Source organism: Allokutzneria sp. A3M-2-11 16 (genome assembly GCF_024213555.1).
GTDB lineage: Bacteria > Actinomycetota > Actinomycetes > Mycobacteriales > Pseudonocardiaceae > Allokutzneria.
On sequence record NZ_JANAVO010000013.1, the window covers coordinates 96302 to 113406 of the forward strand.

The 17105-nt window shown below is 71.6% G+C and carries 17 protein-coding genes; 11 read left to right on the plus strand and 6 right to left on the minus strand.

Going from position 1 to position 17105, the window contains the following annotated elements:
• Positions 1 to 7: 7 nt before the first annotated feature.
• The 4 genes from NLX83_RS34885 to NLX83_RS34900 are packed head-to-tail and all read left to right on the plus strand — an operon-like array spanning position 8 to position 4115.
• Positions 8 to 769, plus strand: a complete 762-nt coding sequence (locus tag NLX83_RS34885; protein ID WP_254239521.1) for a DeoR/GlpR family DNA-binding transcription regulator — start codon at positions 8 to 10, stop codon at positions 767 to 769.
• The gene (locus NLX83_RS34890; protein WP_254239522.1) at positions 766 to 1650 is read left to right on the plus strand and encodes a 1-phosphofructokinase family hexose kinase; all 885 of its coding nucleotides are present in this window, start codon (positions 766 to 768) and stop codon (positions 1648 to 1650) included. The genes NLX83_RS34885 and NLX83_RS34890 overlap by 4 nt, the downstream gene beginning before the upstream one ends.
• Positions 1651 to 2679, plus strand: a complete 1029-nt coding sequence (locus NLX83_RS34895) for an NAD(P)-dependent oxidoreductase (protein WP_254239523.1) — start codon at positions 1651 to 1653, stop codon at positions 2677 to 2679.
• Positions 2673 to 4115, plus strand: a complete 1443-nt coding sequence (locus NLX83_RS34900; protein WP_256564910.1) for an FGGY-family carbohydrate kinase — start codon at positions 2673 to 2675, stop codon at positions 4113 to 4115. The genes NLX83_RS34895 and NLX83_RS34900 overlap by 7 nt, the downstream gene beginning before the upstream one ends.
• On the opposite strand, the gene NLX83_RS34905 is transcribed toward NLX83_RS34900, so the two are convergent.
• Both NLX83_RS34905 and NLX83_RS34910 read right to left on the minus strand, forming a co-directional pair.
• Positions 4062 to 4757 (minus strand): MBL fold metallo-hydrolase, encoded by a 696-nt coding sequence (locus NLX83_RS34905; RefSeq protein ID WP_254239525.1) that lies wholly within the window; start codon positions 4755 to 4757, stop codon positions 4062 to 4064. The two genes, NLX83_RS34900 and NLX83_RS34905, sit on opposite strands and share 54 nt — an antisense overlap.
• 58 nt (positions 4758 to 4815) lie before the next feature.
• Positions 4816 to 5631, minus strand: a complete 816-nt coding sequence (locus NLX83_RS34910) for a hypothetical protein (protein WP_254239526.1) — start codon at positions 5629 to 5631, stop codon at positions 4816 to 4818.
• 80 nt (positions 5632 to 5711) lie between these two features.
• Here NLX83_RS34910 and NLX83_RS34915 point away from each other — a divergent pair, with 80 nt between their 5' ends.
• On the plus strand, positions 5712 to 6599 hold the full coding sequence (locus NLX83_RS34915) for an AraC family transcriptional regulator (protein WP_254239527.1): 888 nt from the start codon (positions 5712 to 5714) through the stop codon (positions 6597 to 6599).
• A 296-nt stretch (positions 6600 to 6895) separates the two neighbouring features.
• Positions 6896 to 7678 (plus strand): isocitrate lyase/PEP mutase family protein, encoded by a 783-nt coding sequence (locus tag NLX83_RS34920; RefSeq protein WP_374118847.1) that lies wholly within the window; start codon positions 6896 to 6898, stop codon positions 7676 to 7678.
• Here NLX83_RS34920 and NLX83_RS34925 read toward each other — a convergent pair.
• Complete coding sequence (locus NLX83_RS34925; RefSeq protein ID WP_254239529.1) at positions 7675 to 8274, minus strand: universal stress protein; 600 nt, start codon at positions 8272 to 8274, stop codon at positions 7675 to 7677. The two genes, NLX83_RS34920 and NLX83_RS34925, sit on opposite strands and share 4 nt — an antisense overlap.
• A 184-nt stretch (positions 8275 to 8458) precedes the next feature.
• On the opposite strand from NLX83_RS34925, the gene NLX83_RS34930 reads away from it, so the two are divergent.
• Both NLX83_RS34930 and NLX83_RS34935 read left to right on the plus strand, forming a co-directional pair.
• Entirely contained in the window at positions 8459 to 8905 is a 447-nt protein-coding gene (locus NLX83_RS34930) for a pyridoxamine 5'-phosphate oxidase family protein (RefSeq protein ID WP_254239530.1), read from the plus strand.
• Positions 8906 to 9000: 95 nt separating this feature from the next.
• The gene (locus tag NLX83_RS34935) at positions 9001 to 10593 is read left to right on the plus strand and encodes a sensor histidine kinase (protein ID WP_254239531.1); all 1593 of its coding nucleotides are present in this window, start codon (positions 9001 to 9003) and stop codon (positions 10591 to 10593) included.
• Positions 10594 to 10597: 4 nt separating this feature from the next.
• Here NLX83_RS34935 and NLX83_RS34940 read toward each other — a convergent pair whose 3' ends face one another.
• Both NLX83_RS34940 and NLX83_RS34945 read right to left on the minus strand, forming a co-directional pair.
• The gene (locus tag NLX83_RS34940) at positions 10598 to 11248 is read right to left on the minus strand and encodes a response regulator transcription factor (protein ID WP_254239532.1); all 651 of its coding nucleotides are present in this window, start codon (positions 11246 to 11248) and stop codon (positions 10598 to 10600) included.
• A 246-nt stretch (positions 11249 to 11494) separates the two neighbouring features.
• On the minus strand, positions 11495 to 11827 hold the full coding sequence (locus tag NLX83_RS34945; protein WP_254239533.1) for a sigma 54 modulation/S30EA ribosomal C-terminal domain-containing protein: 333 nt from the start codon (positions 11825 to 11827) through the stop codon (positions 11495 to 11497).
• 94 nt (positions 11828 to 11921) lie between these two features.
• On the opposite strand from NLX83_RS34945, the gene NLX83_RS34950 reads away from it, so the two are divergent.
• Positions 11922 to 12854, plus strand: a complete 933-nt coding sequence (locus NLX83_RS34950; protein ID WP_254239534.1) for a universal stress protein — start codon at positions 11922 to 11924, stop codon at positions 12852 to 12854.
• Positions 12855 to 13053: 199 nt separating this feature from the next.
• Positions 13054 to 13647 (plus strand): response regulator transcription factor, encoded by a 594-nt coding sequence (locus NLX83_RS34955; protein WP_254239535.1) that lies wholly within the window; start codon positions 13054 to 13056, stop codon positions 13645 to 13647.
• Here NLX83_RS34955 and NLX83_RS34960 read toward each other — a convergent pair.
• Positions 13631 to 15895 (minus strand): PEP/pyruvate-binding domain-containing protein, encoded by a 2265-nt coding sequence (locus NLX83_RS34960; RefSeq protein WP_254239536.1) that lies wholly within the window; start codon positions 15893 to 15895, stop codon positions 13631 to 13633. The two genes, NLX83_RS34955 and NLX83_RS34960, sit on opposite strands and share 17 nt — an antisense overlap.
• A 254-nt stretch (positions 15896 to 16149) precedes the next feature.
• On the opposite strand from NLX83_RS34960, the gene NLX83_RS34965 reads away from it, so the two are divergent.
• Positions 16150 to 17064: an alpha/beta fold hydrolase gene (locus NLX83_RS34965; protein WP_254239537.1), complete on the plus strand. Its 915-nt coding sequence runs from the start codon at positions 16150 to 16152 to the stop codon at positions 17062 to 17064.
• The last annotated feature ends 41 nt before the right edge of the window (positions 17065 to 17105 follow it).

Below are 17105 nucleotides of genomic sequence, written 5' to 3' on the forward strand. Positions count from 1 at the left end.
AGGTGCGGTGCACGCGGAAGATCGCCAGCGGTGGATCGTCGCGAGGGCACGCGCGCGGGGACGGCTCGACGTCAGCAGCATCGCCGGGGAACTCCAGGTGGCGCCGGAGACGGTGCGCCGTGACCTGAGCGTCCTGGAGAAGCTCGGGTTGATCCGGCGCGTGCACGGCGGGGCCTATCCGGTGGAGCGCGCGGGTTTCGAGATCACCCTGACCACGCGGGTGCACAGCCGCCTCGCGGAGAAGCGGCGGATCGGCGCGGCGGCGCTTGCGCGGCTCGGTGACGTGGAGTCGGTGTACGTCGACGAGGGTTCGACCTGCCAGGTGCTCGCCGAGACCTTCCCGGAGTCGAGCAGGCTCACGGTGATCACCTCCGCGCTGACCACCGCCTCGACGATCGACGCGAACTCCGACGCGACGGTCCTGGTCCTGGGCGGGCGGTTGCGGGGCAAGACTCAGGCGACCGTCGACCACTGGGCGGTCCGGATGCTGCGCGACATGGTCGTCGACGTCGCCCTGATCGGTGCGAACGGGGTCAGCCGCGAGCGCGGGCTGACCACGCCGGACCCGGCCGTCGCGGCGGTCAAGACGCAGGCCATGGAGTCCGCGCGCCGCCGCGTCCTGGTCGCCGACCACTCGAAGTTCGGCGTGGACAGCTTCTGCCGCTTCGCCGACGTGCGGGACTTCGACCTGATCATCACCGACTCCGGTCTGTCCGCCGCCGAGGCCCACCGCTACCACCTGCTCGGACCCGAGGTGGTCCGCGCGTGATCGTCACGGTGACCCCGAACCCCAGCCTGGACCGCACGCTGGTGCTCGCGGAACCGTTGCGGCACGGGGAAGTCCACCGAGCCGGGCGCGCGCGGGTGGAGGCCAGCGGCAAGGGCGTCAACGTCACCCGGGTCCTCCGGGCGCGCGGCGTCGAGTCGGTCGCGGTGCTGCCCTCCGGCGGATCGGTGGGCGCGGAGCTGGTGGCGCTGCTGACCGTGCCGCACGTGGTGGTGCCGATCGAGGGGCAGGTGCGCAGCAACATCAGCCTGCTCGACCCGACCGGCGCCACGAAGATCAACGAGCCCGGTCCCGAGCTGACCGCATCGGAGCTGAAAGTCCTGGTCGACGCCACGATCGCGGAAGTGCGTTCCAGGAAGGCGCACTGGCTCGCGATCTGCGGGTCGCTGCCACCCAACAGCGGCCCGGAACTGGTGAAAGCCCTGGTCGCGTCGGCTGGCGAACTTCGCGTTCCAGTGGCAGTGGACAGCTCCGGTCCGGGACTGCGCGCGGCGGTCGAAGCCGGGGCCGACCTGATCGCCCCCAACGACGCGGAACTGGCGGAGCTGACCGGCTCGCCGGTTCAAGCCCCGGAGGACGTCCTCGCGGCGACGCGCGAGCTCGGAGTGAACGCCCTGGTCAGCCTGGGCGCGCGCGGAGCGATCCTGGCGCCGGTGCGCGGTCCGGCGCTGCACGCGGAACCGCCGGTGATCACCGTTGTGAACCCGGCGGGAGCGGGCGACGCGCTGCTCTCCGGCTGGCTGGCGACGGGGGACCTGGCCGCGGCGGTGGCCTGGGGGACGGACGCGTGCCTGGTCGAGGGGACCGCCGATGTGCCCGCACACGGGGTACCCGTCGAGGACGTGCGACTGAGGAGGATCTAGGTGCGAGTCCAGGTTGTCGGAGACGGCTTCATCCCCGAGTGCGACTTCGTCGAGGAACTCGGCGCCCGCGTGCCGGACGCGGACGTGCGGTCGATCGCGTTGCCGGGAGACAAACGTTCTCAGCACGCGGCGCAGCAGATCATGGAGGTCAGTGGGGCGAACGCGGTCGCGGCTCCCGAGGAGGTGCTGAGCGCGGTCTCCGACGCCGAGGTGCTGTGCGTGCACTTCGCGCCCGTCGGCGCGCGACTGTTCGACGCAGCACCGGACCTCAAGCTCGTCGCGGTGGCGCGCACCGGCTTGGAGAACATCGATGTGGAGGCGGCGACCGCGCGCGGAGTCGGAGTCGTCGGTGTCTACGGGCGCAACGCCTCCGCGGTGGCGGAGCTGCAGATCGGCCTGATCCTCGCCGAGGCGCGCGACATCTCCCGCGCGGACGCTTCCATCAAGGCGGGCGGCTGGCGCAAGGAGTTCCCCGGCCCGCGCGTCGAACTCGGCGGGCGGACGGTGGGCATGGTCGGGTTCGGGCACGTCGGCAAGCACTTCGCGAAGAAGCTGAGCGGCTTCGAGTGCCGCCTGCTGGCCTACGACCCCTACGGCGCCGACCACCCCGGCGTGACCAGAGTGTCCACATTGGACGAGATCTTCGCCGAGTCGGACTGCGTCGTGGTGCAGGCGAGGCACACGCCGGAGACGGAGCGGTTCATCGGCGCGAAGCAGTTCTCCCTGATGAAGCCGGGCGCGTACTTCGTCAACGTGGCCCGCAGCAGGCTCGTGGACACCGACGCGCTCTACGAGGCGCTGTCCACCGGGCAGATCGCCGGGGCCGGGCTCGACGTCTTCGACGCGGAGCCGTTGGCGGAGGATTCTCCTTGGCGGCAGCTGGACAACGTCACCATGACCACGCACTTCGGCGGGGACACGGAGGAAACGAACCGCACGTCCGCTGCTTTGGTTGCGGCGGCCGTCGCGGAGTTCGCGGCTACCGGGCGGGTTGGCGCGGCGGTCAACGCCGAGGCGCTCGGATGGTGAACCTGCTCGGGGTCGACGCAGGTCAAACGGTGACGAAGGCGGTCGTGGTCGATGCTGCGACGGGTGAGGAGATCAGCTCCGCGGAAGCGCGCGTTCCGGAGCTGACTCCGCGTCCGGGCTGGTTCGAGCGCGACATGGACGCGGTGTGGAACGGCTGCGCGGAGGCGATTCGGAAAGCGATCGCGCCGGTTGGCGGTGACAGTGTCGCGGCGGTGGGGCTGTGCGGCCACAACGATGGTTGCTATCCGGTGGACGCGGCGTTCCGGCCGGTGCGGAACGCGATCCTGGCGACGGACTCGCGTGCGGAGTCCTATGTGGACCGTCACGATGCGCGTGCGCTCGCCCTGACCGGGCAGGTTCCCTTCGCCGCCTCTCCTGCCGCGTTGCAGAAGTGGTTGCGGGACAACGAACCTGACGTGGTGGAGCGCGCGCGGTGGCTGCTGTTCTGCAAGGACTGGCTGCGCCTGCGGTTGACCGGCGTGGTGGCGACCGATCCCACCGAGGCGTCCGCGTCGTTCACCGACGTGCACACGCAAAGGTGGAGTCCGGCGGCGTTCGAGCACTACGGCCTGGCGGAGCTGGCCGACCGGCATCCGCCGATCCTGGACAGCGCGGCGGTCGCGGGCACCGTGACGGCCGAGGCCGCCGCATTGACCGGCCTCCGCGTCGGCACACTGGTGGCGACGGGTGCGCACGACGTGGACGCGGCGGCTTTGGGGCTCGGCGCGATCACGCCGGGTGCCGTGTCGATCGTGATGGGCACGTTCAGCATCAACCAGGTTGTCGCCGATCATCCGCACACCGATCACCGTTGGCAGGCAAGGGCATTCCTGCAAGCCGGGCGGTGGCTGGCGATGTCCACCTCTGCGGCGTCGGCCTCGAACCTGGAGTGGTTCGCGAAGACGCTGTGGCCTGGTGTCCTCGCGGTGCTCGAAGAGGAGGTCGCGGCGAGCACGACCGAAGATCTGCCGATCTACCTGCCGTTCCTGCGTGGATCACCGGATGGCAGCCGCCCGAGCGGGACGTTCCTCGGGCTTCGCGCGCACCACACGCGCGGCGACCTGCTGCGGGCGTTGTTGGAGGGCGTGGTGCTCAACCACCGGACGCACCTGGACGCGCTGCGCTCGGCTTTTCCTTTCCATGGCGCGGCGCGTGTGGCGGGCGGGGGCACGCGGAGTCCACTATGGACGCAGATGCTGGCCGATGGGGTGAACATGGCCGTGGAAGTGACGAACGGCGCCGAGCCCGGGGCCAGGGGAGCGGCGTTGCTGGCAGGCATCTCTACGGGTCACTACGCATCGCTGGGTGAAGCGGTGAGCACGGTACGCGTGGTGCGCACGCACGAGCCGTCTCCGCCGGAGGTCGTCCGCATGCGCGCTCGGTCAGCCCGCTACCACTCCGCCGTCGATGCCCTTTCCTCCTGGTGGAACGAGTAGCGGCTCGCCGTGTCCAAATAGGACAGTCCGTGCGTTGAGCGCCGCCATGGCTTTGTAGGACTCCATCGCGCGTGCCTTGTCCAGGTTGAACACCCCCAGCGCCACCTGGCCCACGTTGGAGACCGTGTCGCCGGTGAACAGCACGTCGTGTTCGGGCAGGTGGATCGCGATGCTGCCGTCCGTGTGGCCGGGGAGGTGCAGGATGCGGGCCCCGCCGCCGAACGGCAGCACCTCGCCGCCGGAGAGCGTCACGTCCACCCGCGCCGGAGGGGCGTCCGGGACGCCCGGGGTGATCTGCTCGAAGAGCTCGCGCTCCCAGTCCTCGGTGATCACCGGGGGCGGTCCCGGGACGGTGCCGGTGATGATCGGCGCGTCCGCCTCGTGGGCGTGCACCCTGGCGTTCGGCCAGGTGTTGACCTCCGCGGCGCCGCCGGCGTGATCCGCGTGGAAGTGCGTCAGCACCACGTGCTCGACCTCCGCGACGGACCGGCCGAGGGAGCGGACCGCCTCGGCCAGGTCCGGCCCGGAGCCCGCGACGCCCGTGTCGACCAGCGTCACCGAGCCGGGGTCCTGCCACACGTACGCCTGGCCGAACGCCAGCCGCACCACGTGCAGGTGCGGCAGCACTTCGATGATCTCCATGCCGACGAGGGTAGGCAGCGTCCGGGACGGCCCGGCCGTGATTTCACCAAGGGCTGACTTACACCCAGGCGGTCCGCTCACGGCGCACGAAGGACTCGAAATCCCTTGCCGGGCGGCCGAGAACGCGCTCGACGTCGCCGCTCTGCTCGACGATCGTGCCCTCGCGGACCGCCTCGTAGACCGTGCGCAGGTCGCGGGCGTCGTCCACCGGGACGCCCTGGGCGACGAGGTGCGCGACGTACTCCGGGCCGGACACCTCCTTGTAGCGGATCTCGCGGCCGCTCTCCCTCGCCACCAGCGCGGTTCCTTCGGCGAAGGAGATCCCGCGCGGTCCGGTGAGCGTGTACGTCTGCCCGGAGTGGCCGTCCTCGGTGAGCGCGGCCACCGCGACGTCGGCGATGTCCTCCACGTCGACCATGGGGTCGGGGTGGTCGCCGGTCGGCAGCACGACCTCGCCCGCCAGGAGCGCCGGGAGGAGCAGCGGGTCCTCGCTGAAGTTCTGGAAGAAGTGGTTGGGCCGCAGGACCGTCCAGTCCACGCCGGACTCGCGGGCGGCCCGCTCGCCACGCAGCATGACCTGGAAGTGGTAGAGGTCCGAGCCGCGCCCGGACAGCGCGACGACGCGCCGGACGCCCGCCTCGACCGCGCGCTGGACGAACTCGTGGATCGGGTCGAGCGCGAACGGCGGGACGAGGTAGAGCGCTCCGCCGCCCTCGATGGCCGGTCCCCAGGTGGCACGGTCGGTCCAGTCGAAGGGGATCTCCGTGGAGCGGGAGAGCGGGCGGACCGGCAGGTTTCGTTCACGCAGGCGGGAGACGACGCGGCGGCCGGTCTTGCCGGTGCCGCCGAGGACCAGGTTCACGTTGGCTGTCATGGGCCCAGCCAACCGCGCGGATCGTGGACGTTCCATGGCGAAAGCGCTCAGAACCATGTGTGATCGTCTACGCTGGGGGAGTGGACGCATTCGGTGACCTGCTTCGCGGAGTCCGCGCCAACGGCGCGCTGTTCGGCCGGACGGTGCTGACCTCGCCGTGGGCGTTGCGCTTCGTCGACGGCGCGACGCTCACGCTGTGCACGATGATCAACGGTGAGGGCTGGGTCGTCTCCGACGACGGCCGACGCACGCACATCCCGCACCGCGGAACCGTGATCGTGCGCGGTCCCGCGCCGTTCGTGGTCGTCGACGACCCGTCGCGTGAAGTGCACGAGGCCCTCGACATCCGTTGCGCCACAACGTGTCCGAGCACCCTCGACTCCGACGCCGCCGCGATGGTCGTCGGCATCTACACGTTGGAGAGCGGGGTCGGCCGACGACTCCTCGCCGCGCTGCCGCCCGTGCTCGTGGCCCCTGAGGAGTGCGGCGGCGAGGACGACGCGGTGCTCCGCTTCATCGCCGAGGAGGCTGCCGCGGAGCGCCCCGGCCAGCAGGTCGTCCTGGACCGCCTGCTGGACTGGCTGCTCGTCTGCACGCTCCGCGCATGGTTCGACCGCTCTGCGCCCGCGTGGTACCAGGCCCAGAGTGATCCCGTTGTGGGACAAGCACTTCGTGCTCTGCATTCCGATCCCGCGCGCTCGTGGACGGTCGCTTCGCTGGCGTCTTCGGTCGGCGTGTCCCGTGCGGCGCTGGCGAAGCGCTTCACGGCTTTGGTCGGTGAACCACCGCTGACGTATCTGACCGGTTGGCGGATGGATCTCGCCGCCGATCTGCTCGCAGAGCCGGAGAGCACGGTGGCTTCGGTGGCTCGACGAGTCGGCTACGCGGACGGTTTCGCTTTCAGCGCGGCGTTCAAGCGGGTGCGAGGTGTCGCGCCGAGCGCGCTCCGCCTCGCCAAGACCAGCTGAGCCCCCGCCCCCCACCCACCAAGTAAGCTGTGCCCATGCGCCCCAACCGCCCCCAGGCCCAACGCGAGGCGCACGCAACCTAGAGATCTCCCGTTTCGTACTCTTAACGGGGAAGAGAGCGCTCCCAAATCCCGGCAAGAGTACGAAACGGAAAAAGCGCGGGCGGAGTGCTGTGCGGGGCCTGGGGTGGGTTCTGGGTTGGCGGAGTGCGGCGGGCCCACGTGCTTCGAGTTGTCACACTTCGGCGCGTCGGCTCGTCTTCGTGGTGAGAAACCGACCGCGAAGTAGAGGAGCACTTGGTGCACGCCGTCACACTGGCCACGACACTGCGCGACCTGCACCACGCCGACGAGCCGTTGCTGTTGCCGAACGTCTGGGACGCGGCGAGCGCGAAGGCCGCCGAGGGGGCGGGGTTCCCGGCGCTGGCGACGACCAGCATGTCGGTGGCGCTGTCGCTGGGCTACGCCGACAACGAGGCGGCGCCCGCCGACGAGATGTTCGCGGCGGTGGCCCGGATCAGCCGCGCGGTGTCGGTGCCGGTGACGGCGGACATCGAGGCGGGCTACGGGCTTGCGGCTGATGAGGTGGTGGACCGGCTGCTCTCCGCGGGGGCGGTCGGGTGCAACCTGGAGGACAGCGACCACGGCGGTGCGGGGATGGTGGACGCGACCGCGCAGGCGGACCGGCTGGCGGCGGTGCGCGCCGCGGCGGAAGCCGCAGGGGTGCCGATCGTGATCAACGCCAGGGTGGACTCCTTCGTGCCGCGCCACCAGGTTGAGGACCGCCTTGGCGAGGCGCTGCGCCGAGGCCGCGACTACCTGGCCGCCGGGGCGGACGCGGTGTTCCCGATCTTCGCCGCGACCGAGCCGGACATCAGCGCGCTGGTCGAAGGGCTGCCCGCGCCGGTGAACATCGCCTACATCCCGGCGGGCCTGCCGTTGCCCGCCACTCCCGGCCTGGCCGGGCTGGCGAACCTGGGCGTGCGCCGGGTGAGCTTCGGCGGGGGCCTGCACGCCGCGGCCGAGCGAGCGCTGCACAGCGCGCTCACCGCGATCCGCCAGGGCGAAAACCCTTACTAGCGCTGGCGAACGACGAGCACGGGGCAAGGCGCGTGGTGCAAGGCGAACCGCATGACCGTGCCCGCATCCCGCCCCACCACGAGGATGTCGGAGTCCGTCGCGTGGGCCACTGCGTCCAGAGCGCTGCCATCCGGCCGCGAGAGCACCTGGAGCGCCGATCCGTGCACCTTGGCGATCGCGGTGGCGGCGCGGAGGACGGCGGTGGCCTGGTCGCCGCCGCTGACCAGCGCGGTGACCAGGCCCTGCCGCCCGGCGATCGAGGACCAGAGACCCCGCACCACCACGGTGTCGCACCGCGCGGAGCGCGCGACGGGCAGGACCAGGGCACCCAGGCCGAACGCGCGGTGCTGCTCACCGCGGCAGCCGAGCACGAGCAACCGCGAGCCGGCGCTCGCCGCGAGCAGACCGGGCAGGGGGTCGGTGCCCGTCCGGTTCACCACGCGCAGCTCGGCGCCCGTCGCCGAAGCGTGCCGGATCGCCCACGTCAGCGCCATGTCGCCCCAGTACGAGCCGTCGATGCCCACGGCCACACGGGCGCAGGGCCGACGTGTGCCGGTGCGGGCTTCGAGGGATCGGACTACGACGGTGGCGGGCATGGTGGCCTCCGGTGGTCGTTTCGCCTGTACAGCGCAGCGTGCGTGCGGTGGGCCGGACAAGGGGCGAAAGACCTCAAGCACTGTCCACTGTGGACATGCCGGGAAATCTTCCACGGACAAGGACTTTCGGCACGCGCGACGGTGGCCGCCGCTGGGTGAGACTGCTGGGGACGACGGGAGGTCCATGGAACTGGAAGTCCTGGGGACGGGCGAATGCCTGCGGCTGCTCGGCACCGCAGAGCTCGGACGGATCGCCTACACCGAGCGGGCCCTGCCCGCCGTGGTGCCGGTGAGCTTCGTGCTGCACAACGGCGCCATCGTCTTCCGCGCCGGGCGGAGCGGAAAGCTCGCGGCCGCGATCAACAACGCCGTGGTCGCCTTCGAGACCGATGCCGTCGACGTGGCGGCCCGCACCGGCTGGAGCGTGACCGCGGTCGGCTACGCCAGGGTGGTGCGCGATGCGACCGAACGGGCCGTGCTGGCGGGTCTCGGACTGCGCGCGTGGCCCCCGGGGGAACACCAGAACTACGTCGTGATCGCGCCCGAGATCCTTGAGGGGCGCCGGATTCCGGACGGCCGAGGGCCGGGGCTCATTACGCCATCCGTGCCGAGATCACCGGAAGTCCTCTGATACCAAGGAAGTAGTCGGTCTCCGTCGGCTTGGCGGACGGTCTCCGGCGTGCCACGCTGTGCGGCGGCCGAGTGGGACAACCAGAGGAGCCTGCCATGTCCCCGGCAGACACCCCCACGCCACCGCGCGCCGGTCCGGAGCTGGACTCGACGCTGCACCGCATCGTGCAGGTGGCGGTCGACCTGGTCGGCGCGCGCTACGGCGCCCTCGGCGTGCTCGGCAAGCACGACGGGCTCTCGGAGTTCGTCCACGTGGGCATCAGCGCCGAGCAGCGGGCGCGGATGGGAGAGCTGCCGGAGGGCCGGGGGTTGCTCGGCTTGCTGATCGAGCACCCGACGGTGATCCGGCTGCCCGAGCTGGGCAAGCACGCCACGTCGATCGGTTTCCCGGCGAACCACCCGCCGATGAACAGCTTCCTCGGAGCACCGGTGCGGGTGCGCGAGGAGATCTTCGGCAACCTCTACATGACGGAGAAGCGGGACGAGGCGGAGTTCACCGCCGAGGACGAGATGGTGCTCCAGGCGCTGGCCGCGGCGGCGGGCGTGGCCATCGAGAACGCGCGCCTGTTCGAGCACTGCCGCCGGCGCGAGCGCTGGCTCGAGGCGTCCTTGGAGATCCGGGCCGAGCTGCTGGCAGGGGCTTCCACCGACGACGCGCTGCGGCTGGTCGCCCGGCGCGCGGCCGAGTTGTCCCAGGCGGACGGCGTGCTGGTGCTGCTCGCCGACGACGCGGACAGCGGCGAGCTGACCGTGCGGACCAGCGCTGGCGAGCGGACCAGGCAGCTGCTGGGCGCCACGATCGCCACCTCCACCGCGCCGATCAGGGAGGTCTACCGCGCTGGTGGCACCAGCCTGGTGCCCGTGCTCGCCGATGTGCTCGGCGCGGACCTCGGCGCGCACGTGGACCTGCTGGGTCCGGCGCTGGCCGTGCCGCTGCGGACCGCGGTGGGGATCGGTGGTGTGCTGCTCGCGTTGCGGGACAAGGGCGGGACGCAGTTCGAGCCGGAGCAGGTGCCGGTGCTGGCCTCCTTCGCCGACCAGGCCGCGCTGGCGCTGGAGGCCGCCGAAACGCAGCGAGCGCAACGCCTGCTGGACGTGCTCGCCGATCGCGACCGCATCGCCAGGGACATGCACGATCACGTGATCCAGCGGCTGTACTCCTCGGGGATGAGCCTCCAGGGCACGCTGCGCCTGATCAGCCAGCCCGCGGCGCGGGTGCGCATCCAGAAGGTCGTGCACCAGCTCGACGAGACCGTGCGCGACATCCGTACCTCGATCTTCGACCTGCACACCGCGAGCGCGGACTACCCGGGCAGCCTGCGCAGGCGATTGCTGGACGCGGTGGCCGAGGCGGCCGCGGGCGGCGGGCCCGCGCCCTCGGTGCGGATGGCGGGCGCGGTGGACACGTTGGTGCCACCGGAGATCGCCGAGCACGCGGAGGCGGTGGTCCGCGAGGGCGTCACCAACGCGGTCCGGCACGCCAGGGCCACGACGATCACCGTCACCGCCGAGGTCGCCGACGACTTCGTGCTGGAGGTCGTCGACGACGGGGTCGGCATCCCGGACTGCGTGGCGCGCAGCGGGCTGGCCAACGTCGAGCAGCGCGCGCGGGCCTGCGGCGGCACCGCGGTCCTCGCCGCGCAGCCGGGCGGCGGCACGCGGCTGACCTGGCGGGTGCCCCTGTCCTGACGCCTCAGGGACGGGGTGGCCGCGGGCCGCGCAGCTCGGTGGCGAGCACGGCGACCTGGGTGCGCCGGGACATGCCGAGCTTGGCCAGCACGTGCGAGACGTAGTTCTTCACCGTCTTCTCCGCCAGGAACATCCGTGTGGCGATCTCGCGGTTGGTCAGGCCCTCGCCGATCAGCTCCAGCACCGCGCGCTCCTGGTCGGACAGCGCGCGCAGCGGGTCGACGGTCTCCTGTTCGCGGCGGATGCGGTTGAGCAGCGCGGTGGTCGCCCTGGTGTCCAGCAGCGACTGGCCCGAGGCGACGGTGCCGATGGCCGCGACCAGGTCCGTGCCGAGGACCTGCTTGAGCACGAAACCCGACGCCCCTGCCATGATCGCGTCGAAGAGGGCCTCGTCGTCGCCGAAGGAGGTCAGCATCAGGCAGTTCAGCCCAGGCATGCGGGACCGCAGCTCCCGGCACAGCCCCACGCCGTCGCCGTCGGGCAGCCGGACGTCGAGCACGGCCACGTCGGGATGGCAGGCCGGGATCCTGGTCAGCGCCTCGACCACCGAGGACGCCTCACCGACCACCTCGAAGCCCGGCTCGGTGCCCAGCAGGTCGGCGACGCCTCGGCGGACGATCTCGTGGTCGTCGACGAGGAACACCCTGGTGGCCATGGCCGAACGGTACCGGCGCGCGGCCTCGCCGAGGCAGGGCCGAACGGCATCGTCCGCTCGGGGTCCCCAACGGGTGGAGTAGGGACTTTCGGCTCAGCTAGTGGAGAACTCGGGCCCTCGTGGGTGCGCGGGGCGAGTAGTGGACTGCACCGTGAGACTTCCGGGACGGGTCCGGTGGCACAGACCTGGGCCTCGTCCCGGACCCAACAGTCCACAGTAGACGGACAGGAGGCGGAAGTGCTCGAGTCAGTGCGGGCTGACGAGCCCGTGGTTCCCGTCCGCGCGCCGGTGGAGCACGGCACCCCGCCCGGTCGCCGCGTCGACGAAGAACACGAACGGCTCATCGCCGGTGTCGAGCCGCTCCGCCGCGCGCACCACCGCGAGCCTCGGCGCGGTCGCCGCCTCCAGCACCAGGTCCTCGCCGTTCGAGACCACGTGGTCCCGGCCGGTGTCCCGTTCGACGAACAGGTAGAACTCGTGGCCCAGCAAGGCCATGTCCGCGAACGCTTCCGCAACGGTCATCGGCCCCGGAGCGCAGGTCTGGCCGCGCACGAGCCTGCGGTTCGCCGTGGTCGTCATCTGTCCTCCTCTCGATCGGGCTCCGTCCAGTGCAGCGCCGCCCTGCGCCGAACGGCCAGGGTCGTTGGTCCCGCATGAGCGCGCGGAGCCGGTCATGACCAAGCCCATCGTTGTCGGGGTCGACGGCTCGGCCTCGGCCCTGCACGCGGTGCTCTGGGCGGCCCGCGAGGCCGAGCTGCGCCAGGGGCCGCTGCACCTCGTGCACGCCTGCCTGGAGATCAGCGCCTACACCCCGGCAGAGCTGCCCCGGTCCTTCGGCGAGGCGCTGCGGCAGCAGGGGAGGGCACACCTGGCCACCGCCGCCGAACGCGCGCGCGAGACCGCCCCCGGTGTCGAGGTGCGCCGGGGGCTCGTCGTCGGCGCGGCGGCCGAGTGCCTGGTCACGCTGTCCGAGCAAGCCTTGCTGGTGGTGCTCGGCTCGCGCGGCGTCGGCGGGTTCGCCTCGCTGGCCGTCGGTTCCGTGGCCAGCGCGCTGGCCGCGCACGGACACTGCCCTGTCGTGGTGGCGCGAAGGTCCACTGTGGACACGACGGTGCCGAGGGCGGGGCCCGTGGTCGCGGGCGTCGACGGCTCGGCCGCCAGCGACGCGGTGCTGGAGTTCGCCTTCGACGAGGCATCCCGGCTCGGGACCGCGTTGGTCGCGGCGCACACCTGGAACGACCACATCGCGGAGAGCGCCTGGGCGGTGGCGCCGTACCTGACGCTCGACTGGCGGTCTGTGGAGGTCGACGCCCAGCATCTGCTGGCCGAGCTCCTCGCGGGCTGGCAGGAGAGGTATCCCCGGGTTCCGGTGCGGCGCGTGGTCAGCCGGGAGGCCGCGGCCCGAGTCCTGATGAAGCAGGCGGCCCCGGCGCGGCTGCTCGTGGTCGGCTCGCGGGGGCGGGGCGGGCTGAGCGGCATGCTCCTCGGCTCCACCAGCCAGGCGCTGCTGCACCACGCGCCGTGCCCCGTGGCCGTCGTCCGGCCGCCCGCCCCGGCAAGGTCTTCGATGGAAATTGAATTAAAGTTCGCTAAAAACCGACGTTGATTCTTGTTTTGAGTTCCGCGAGTTGCTGACAGCTCCGGTCCCGTTGGGGTATTAAATGACTTGTGAATATCTGGGGATGGTGCGGTGGACCAGCAAGTCCCTTGAACAGGTGACGCCCGCCCGGAGGGCGTCCCACCTGCGTTGCAACGGCTGAGTCAGCCGGACCCACCCGCCTGGGGGCGGGGGAGCTGGGGGAATTGTGGTTCAGGAAGTTCGGATAAGGCTGTGCAAGTTCAGCCCGATTTTCGAGTACGGGCTCGGGAAGCTGCTGGGGTCGGTCCCCGGCTTCCAGGTGGTCGTCGACCGCGGCGTCACCCGACCGGGGCACGTCGACATCGTCTGCGCGGCCACGGCCGACGTGGGAGCGGTGGTGCGGATGTCCTCGCGGGCGAGGGTGCTGGTGATGACCGACTCCTGCGAGGCCGAGGACGCCCAGCGCTACTTCCTCGCGGGCGCGCTGGGCTGCGTGAACGCGTCGGCGCCGCTGCGGACCGTGGTCGAGGCGGTCCAGCGGGTCGCGCGGGGCCAGCGGTTCCTCGCCACGGACTTCGGCGTCCCCGCGCCGGTGGGCCCGGGCGGCGGCAACGAAGAGCTCTCGCCGAGGGAGGCCGAGGTGCTCTCGCACATCGCCAACGGCCGCACGCACGACCAGATCGCCAGGACGATGGGGATCAGCAGGCACACCGTGGACACCTACGTGAAGCGGGTGCGCAAGAAGCTCAGCCTCGGCAACAAGGCGGAGCTCACCCGCGCGGCGATCTCCTCGCAGCTGGCGCTCAGCCGAGCACGCTGACCGTCCCCCGCAGCCCGTCGACCCGGATGCGGTCGCCGGTGGCCAGCCGGGCGGTGGCGGTACCGCAGCCGACCACCGCCGGGATGCCCAGTTCGCGCGCCACGATCACGGCGTGGGACAGCGGCGCGCCGATGTCGGTGACCACCGCGGCGGCCCTGGGGAACAGCGGGGTCCAGCCGATGTTGGTGGACACCGCGACCAGGATCTCGCCTGGCAGCAAGGACTCCGCTTCCTCCACTGTGGACACGACGCGGGCGCTCCCCTCGACGACGCCCGCCACGCCGGGGAACCCGGTGATCGCACCGTCACCGGGTTCCTCGGCACGGTCGAGGGCGTTCGGGTCGAAGCGGCCCCGGATGAGCGTCGGGTACGGCGGCAGGGCGCGGTACCGCAGGTGCGCCGCGCGCCTGCCCGCGATCTTCGCCACCGCCGCGCGGTCCCCGTCGAGCACCGCGACGATCTCCGGGAAGGACAGGAAGAACACGTCGTCGCCGAGGCCGGTGAGCTCTCCGGCGCGGACGGCGAACACCCGGAACACCCAGAACCCGCGGACGAACTCCGACCGGGCGCGCTCCCGGACGCGCGCGGCCTCGGCGAGCCGGTCGAGCCGGAGGCGGATCAGCCTCGCCCCGAGCGGCCGTCGCGCGCGGAGCCCGCGCCACGCCGCGTCCCGCGCCCCGGCCTGCCGCCGCAGCAGGGCTTCGGGATCACCGAGCCCGGCGAGCTGCCGGTCCAGCCACTCCGGGTCCTCGGCGGGCCGCGGCGCGGAGACCTCGAACTCGTCCGGGCATCGGTGCCCCCACGCCCACAGGTAGTCCTCGCGGTCGACCTCGCCGCGTCGCAGCCGCGCCAGCCCGAGCACCGGGCCGAGGCTCACCAGCGCGCCCTCGGCCTCGTCGTGCAGCCCGGTCATCAGCGCGGCCGCGTCGGCGTCGCCCACCCAGCGCCGCAGCACCGCCGCGACCCCGTCCGGGCTGGCCTGCCGCGCCCCGGCTTCGAGCGTCCGGCAGGTCCCGGTCAGCAGCTCCGCCACGTCCGAGCGCCACAACCCGGCGAGCGCGCGCGGGTCGTCGGTCGCGCCGATCCGCCGGTGGAGTTCCTTGCAGCGCTTGGGGTTCTCCGCGAGGAGCCCGCCGAGCCGCCTGCGGTAGGTCAGCGCCTGCCGGACCATCCACGCGACCATGGCGGCGGCCGCGCGCACCGCCGTGCCACGCGACATCGGCACGCGGGGGATCTCCACCTCGGAGCCGATCTGCCCGAAGACGCGCTCGCTCCGCTTCAGCGCGAGCCCGCCGAGCCCGAGCGCGCTCGCCAGGCTGAGCGGCACGCTCAGGTTGAGGTAGAACCGGCCGCCGATGTTGCCGGTCAGCGGGTGCCCGGCGACCTCCGGCATGGCCAGTTCGCGCACGAGCGACCACGTCGCCGGGGTCATCACGCTCGGGATCGCCTCGCCGACGTTGGTGCTGGTCCACAGGTAGTCCCCGCGGTGGCTGTCGTCGGCCCGCTCGTCGAGCCCGGTGATCGGCCGCGCCTGCACGAGCCAGAACTCGCCGTCGTGGCGCGCCCATTCGACGTCCATCGGCATGCCGTGCAGCTCCGCAACGCGCTCGCCGAGCCGGGCGAGCTCCACGATCTCGGCCTCGGTGAGCACCGGATCGGGGACCGTCCGCACGACCTGCCCGTGCGCGACGACGTAGGTGTCCGGCGTGACCTCACCGCTGACGAGCGCTTCGCCGAGCCCCCGCGCGGCGTTGATCACCAGCTCGTCGCGGTCACCGGTCAGCGGGTTGGCGGTGAACAGCACTCCGGCGGACTCGGCGGGCACGAGCCGCTGCACCACCACCGCCATCGCCGCGCTGGAGATGCCGGTGCGATCGCGATAGGCGGTGGCGCGGTCGTTCCACAACGACGCCCAGCACCGCTCGACCGCCTCCAGCACGGCGTCCGCGCCGACGACGTCGAGGAAGCTGTCGTACTGACCGGCGAAGGAGAACCCGGGCAGGTCCTCCGCCGTGGCGGACGACCGCACCGCGACCGGTCCGTCCAAAGTGGACAGTTCATCGCGGATGGCGGCGGAGACCTCGTCCCTCGCGGAGGCGAACCTCCGGTACGCGTGCGTCGTGACGTGGAATCCGGTGGGCACCGGGAAGCCCGCGCGGGCGAGCTTCGCCAGCGAGAGCCCCTTGCCGCCGACGGTCGCCAGATCCGTTGCCGCGTCGAGAGGGAGTACCAGCGTCCCGTCAGTCATGCCGCCCATTGAACACCGCGTCCTCGGCAGGGCGGCGGAGTATATGCGTCGGGCAATCCCGTGTCAGTACACACATTCGATGGGGTGGGTCCAGGAGGGTGAAGTACGGCATTCCTTCACTCGTTCAGCCTGATGGACTCTTTGTCGTTCGCCGGTGGCCGTGCCAATGTGGGTCGGCGTTCGTGTTCCGCCGACTGGGAGTGACTGAGCCGATGTTTCGTGTTTCCACCGTCGTCTCACCCGGGTAGGCCGAAGTGTCGCGGACCAGAAAAGACGCCATTCCGGATTACGATTTCACATCGCACTGGTTCCGGCACTCCGCCGCTCGGCAGCATTACCTCGACGAGGGCAGCGGGCCGCCGGTGCTCATGCTGCACGGCAACCCGAGCTGGAGCTTCCTCTGGCGCCGCCTGGTCCGCGAGCTGCGCTCCGACCACCGCTGCGTCGTGCCCGACCACGTCGGCATGGGGCTCTCGGACCGCCCGGCGGAGCGCGACTACGACTACACGCTGGCCTCGCGGGTGGAGGACCTCGCGGCGCTCACCGACGAGCTGATCAAGAACGGCGGCGCCCCGGCGACCGGCTGGACGCTGGTGGCCCACGACTGGGGCGGGGCGATCGGCATGGCGTGGGCGGCGCGGTACCCGGAGCGGGTGTCACGCCTGGTCATGCTGAACACGGCGGCCTTCCCGAGCCCGTTCCGGAGGTTCCCGCTGACCCTGCGGCTACCGCTCTGGGCGATCAAGAACACCCGGGTCGCCGAGCACCTGTTCCTCCGGCACAACGCCTTCGCCAGGGGTGCGGCGCTGCTCGGCGTGACCAGCCGGATGCCCGAGGAGGTCCGCGCCGGGTACCTGCACCCGTACCGGAGACCCCAGGACCGGCTGGCGATCCTGCGCTTCGTGCAGGACATCCCGCTGCGGCCGGGCGATCGGGCCTGGCTGGAGCTGCTCGCCGCCGAGTGCGGTGCGGCGCTGCTGGCCGACCGCCCCGCCTTCATCGGCTGGGGCGGGCGGGACCCCGTTTTCCGTTCGGCGTTCCTCGACGAATGGCGAAGACGTTTCCCGAGGGCGACATATCGGGTATACCCGAAGGCTGGTCACTACGTCCTCGAAGATCGTGCGCCGGAACTGTTACGAGAGATTCGCGAGTTTCTTTCCGTTTCCTGAGGTTACGGATCGGTATTCCTCTACCCCGGGAGTAAGTGCTG